The sequence below is a fragment of the Streptomyces sp. UNOC14_S4 genome, assembly GCF_020740835.1.
In the GTDB taxonomy this organism is placed as follows: domain Bacteria; phylum Actinomycetota; class Actinomycetes; order Streptomycetales; family Streptomycetaceae; genus Streptomyces.
The window spans coordinates 1-3,216 of the sequence record NZ_JAINFC010000682.1 but is presented as its reverse complement, the minus strand read 5'-3'; the positions used below and the strand labels follow the sequence as shown (position 1 = coordinate 3,216).

Below are 3,216 nucleotides of genomic sequence, written 5' to 3'. Positions count from 1 at the left end.
CCAGGGGAAAGGGGACGCAAGGGTCTCTCCCGATACGCTCGCCACGCAATCCAGACATTTGCCGCAGAGAACTGATTGTAGTGTAAATTGCCGCAAAAAATGACACAGTGCGACGATGACGGCGAGGACAGTGGCATGACAGAGGCGGTACTGCTCGTCGGCGGCAAGGGGACCCGGCTCCAGCCGCTCACCCTCAACACGCCGAAGCCGATGGTCCCCGCCGCGGGCGTGCCCTTCATCGCCCACCAGCTCGCCCTCGCCAGAGCCGCCGGAGTGCGGCACGTCGTCCTCGCCACCTCCTACCTCGCCGAGGTCTTCGAGCCCTACTTCGGCGACGGCTCCGCCCACGGCCTGCGGCTCACCTACGTCACCGAGGAACACCCGCTCGGCACCGGCGGCGCGATCCGCAGCGCCGCGAGCGCCCTGACCGGCGGCCCCCACGACCCCGTCCTCGTCTTCAACGGCGACATCCTCACCGGCCTCGACATCCGCGGCCTGCTGCGCCGCCACGAACGGGCCCGGGCCGACGTCACCCTCCACCTGACCCGCGTCGCCGATCCCCGCGCCTTCGGCCTGGTGCCGACGGCCTCCGACGGGCGGGTCCTCGCCTTCACCGAGAAGCCGCGCCGCCCCGAGGAGATCGTCACCGACCAGATCAACGCGGGCTGCTACGTCTTCCGGCGCGACGTCGTCGACGGCATCCCCGCCGGTCGGCCGGTCTCCGTCGAGCGCGAGACCTTCCCCGGGCTGCTGGCCGCGGGCGCGCTGCTGCACGGCGTCGTCGACGCCTCGTACTGGCTGGACCTCGGGCGCCCGGCCTCCTTCGTCCAGGCCTCCGCCGACCTCGTCCGGGGCGTCGTCCGCTCCCCGGCCGTCCCCGGCGATCCCGGGGAGTTCCTGCTGCTGCCCGGCGCCCACGTCGAGGCCGGGGCCGGGGTGCACGGTGGCACCGTCGTCGGCGTGGGCGCGTACGTCGGGGCGGGCGCCGAGGTCGAGGGCTCCGTGCTCCTCGACGGGGCCCGGGTCGAGGCGGGCGCCCGGGTGCGTGCCAGCATGATCGGCCAGGGCGCGCGGGTGGGACCGCGCACCCGGCTCGACGGCGTGGTGATCGGCGACCGCGCCGAGGTCGGCGCGGACAACGAACTGTGCGACGGGGCCCGGGTGTGGTGCGGTACGGCCATCCCGGACGCCGCCATCCGCTTCTCCGCCGTCTGACCGCACTCTCCGCCGTCCGGCCGTGCTCTCCGCGATCCGGCCGCCACCTGCGGCCGCCACCTGCGGCCGCTCCCCGGCCGTACCTCTGGCCGTACCTCTGGCCCCTCCGGTCCCACAGACAAGGACAGGCACATGAGCGCTATCCGCACCTCCGCCGCCGTGGCCGCCCCGCTCCCCGCCGAGTGGGGACGCACCGCGACGACCGTGGTGATGCCCACCTACAACGAGGCCGACAGCCTCCCCGCCATGGCCGACGCGCTCATGGCGCTCCCGCTGGAGGGACTGCGCCTGCTCGTCGTGGACGACAACAGCCCCGACGGCACCGGCAAGATCGCGGAGGACCTCGCCGAGCGCCACAACTCCGAGGCCGGCCGCACCCGGATGTCCGTCCTGCACCGCACCGCCAAGGACGGGCTCGGGCGCGCCTACGCCGCGGGAATGGCCCGCGCCGTCGACGAAGGGGCCGTCTACGTCGTCCAGATGGACGCCGACGGCAGCCATCCGCCCGCGAAGATCCCCGAGTTGCTCGGCGTGGCCCTCGCCACCGGGGCGGACCTCGTCGTCGGCAGCCGCTACGTGCCCGGCGGCACTCTCTCCGACGCCTGGGGACTGCACCGCAAACTGCTCTCCCGCTGGGCCAACGCCTACGCCAGCACGATCCTGGGTACGCGCGTCCGCGACATCACCGGCGGCTTCAACCTGTGGAGCGCGGCGGCCCTGCGCGCCCTCGACCTCGGTACCGTCGACAGCGCGGGCTACAGCTTCCAGGTCGAGATGAAGTACCGCGCGCTGCACGCCGGATGCGCCGTCATGGAAGTGCCGATCCACTTCGAGGACCGCACCGTCGGCGAGTCCAAGATGAACCTGGCCGTCCAGCTCGAATCCGTGGCCATGCCATGGCGGCTGCGTGCGAAGGCCACCCGTGCCTCCGGCGACCGCGCCCGCTGAGCGCACGGCCCCGCGGGCCACGGCGGGCGCCCCGCGACAGGGCCCGGCCGCGCCGTACCGGGCGGCCGTCGCCGTCGTCCTCCTGCTGCTGGCCGTACTGCTGCTCCTGATGGTGGTGCGGCTGCCGTGGGCCGGTGACCTCGGGATGCACGCCGCCGTGCTGGAGCGCCTGCGCGCGGACCCGCTCCACCCGGGGCACCCGCTGGTGCGTGCGGACGCCTCCAGCCCGTACTACTCGCCGTGGACGGTGCTGCTGGCCCTGTTCGCCTCCGCGACCGGCCTGGGCACCTTCAGCGTGCTGCGGCTCGCCGGGATCGCCGGGCTCGTCCTGCTCGGTACCGGCGTCCACGCGTTCGTCCGGACGTTCACGCGCGCGTGGGCGGCGGTACCGCTCGCGCTGCTGTGCGTCCTGCTGCTCAACGGTGTCCGGCTGTTCGCGTGGAGCGGGTTCCCCGGCCTGGTCTCGCTCTGCCTGACCTTCACCTACCCGAGCACCCTCGCCCTCGGGCTCGCCTTCCACCTCTGGGCACTGCTGCGCAAGGCACCGGACGGAAACCGGCCGCTGCCCGCCTTCCTCGCGCTGGGCGCGCTGCTCGCCTGCGTGCTGCTGATCCATCAGTTCACCGGGGCGGTGGCCGTGCTCGGCGCCGCGGCCGTGCTGCTGGGCGCCAGGCCGTGGCCCGGCAGGGCCGTATGGGCGCGTACGGGCGCTGCGGCCGTCCTGTGCGCGGCGGTGCTCGCCTGCTGGCCGTACTACTCCTTCTTCGCACTGCTCCGCACGGGCGGCCTGGACGACATCCACCGGCCGCTGTACGACCACCTGGCGGCCAAGTTCTGTCTCGCGGGCCTGGGGGTGGTGGCCCTGGCCGCACGCCTGCGGCACGACCGCCGTGATCCGCTGGCGCTGTTCTTCGCGCTGGGCCTGCTGGCGTTCGCGGCGGGCGGGCTGACCGGGCACCAGGCGTGGGGACGGGTGCTGCCCGCAGTCCTGCTGCCCGCCCAGCTCGCGCTCGCGGTCGAGGCGGCGCACGGGGTGGAAGCGGTGCTCGGGGG

Annotated in this window: 3 protein-coding genes; all 3 read left to right on the top strand. The window is 73.9% G+C overall.

What is annotated here, in order from left to right; translation table 11 throughout:
• Positions 1-135: 135 nt before the first annotated feature.
• Entirely contained in the window at positions 136-1,215 is a 1,080-nt protein-coding gene (locus K6I34_RS34240) for a sugar phosphate nucleotidyltransferase (RefSeq protein WP_229331939.1), read from the top strand.
• Positions 1,216-1,347: 132 nt separating this feature from the next.
• The gene (locus K6I34_RS34235; protein WP_229331938.1) at positions 1,348-2,163 is read left to right on the top strand and encodes a polyprenol monophosphomannose synthase; all 816 of its coding nucleotides are present in this window, start codon (positions 1,348-1,350) and stop codon (positions 2,161-2,163) included.
• On the top strand, positions 2,138-3,216 hold a 1,079-nt coding region (locus K6I34_RS34230), incomplete at its 3' end, for a hypothetical protein (RefSeq protein WP_229331937.1). The genes K6I34_RS34235 and K6I34_RS34230, both read left to right, overlap by 26 nt.

What these genes read in the sequence shown, in the direction of transcription:
- K6I34_RS34235 (WP_229331938.1), top strand. Translation starts at nt 1,348, where the DNA reads ATGAGCGCTATCCGCACCTCCGCCGCCGTGGCCGCCCCGCTCCCCGCC.
- K6I34_RS34240 (WP_229331939.1), top strand. Translation starts at nt 136, where the DNA reads ATGACAGAGGCGGTACTGCTCGTCGGCGGCAAGGGGACCCGGCTCCAG.